The sequence below is a fragment of the Pseudoalteromonas sp. SIMBA_162 genome, from assembly GCF_046535955.1.
Lineage (GTDB): Bacteria > Pseudomonadota > Gammaproteobacteria > Enterobacterales > Alteromonadaceae > Pseudoalteromonas > Pseudoalteromonas marina.
The window spans coordinates 1-278 of the sequence record NZ_JAWJBQ010000283.1; the positions used below are offsets into that span (position 1 = coordinate 1).

Annotated in this window: 1 protein-coding gene; it reads right to left on the minus strand. The window is 64.7% G+C overall.

Going from position 1 to position 278, the window contains the following annotated elements; all coding sequences use genetic code 11:
• Positions 1-278 (minus strand): DUF3459 domain-containing protein (locus tag R0J88_RS19695; protein ID WP_410900828.1); only part of this gene is annotated, 278 nt, incomplete at both ends.

A 278-nucleotide genomic window follows, 5' to 3' on the forward strand; every position in this document is an offset into this window, starting at 1 on the left:
GGGGGCATCCTCGAGGGCTTCCGCTCGCCAGGCGGTCTTCAGAGTCAGGGCCTGAGCAGAGAAGTTGAGCGCGATCAGCAACGACTCGCCGCCTGAGTGACGCGTGAAGCAGATGACTTCCTCATGCAGCGAGTGGAAGTGGATCTCCCCTCGGCTGAGAGCGGGGTGACGGCGGCGGAAGGCGAGCAGCTCCCGGCTGGCATTCAACAGCGATGCCGGGTCGTGTTCCTGATGGTCGACGGCCAAGGCATGGTGGAAGTCGGGAACCGGCAACCAGG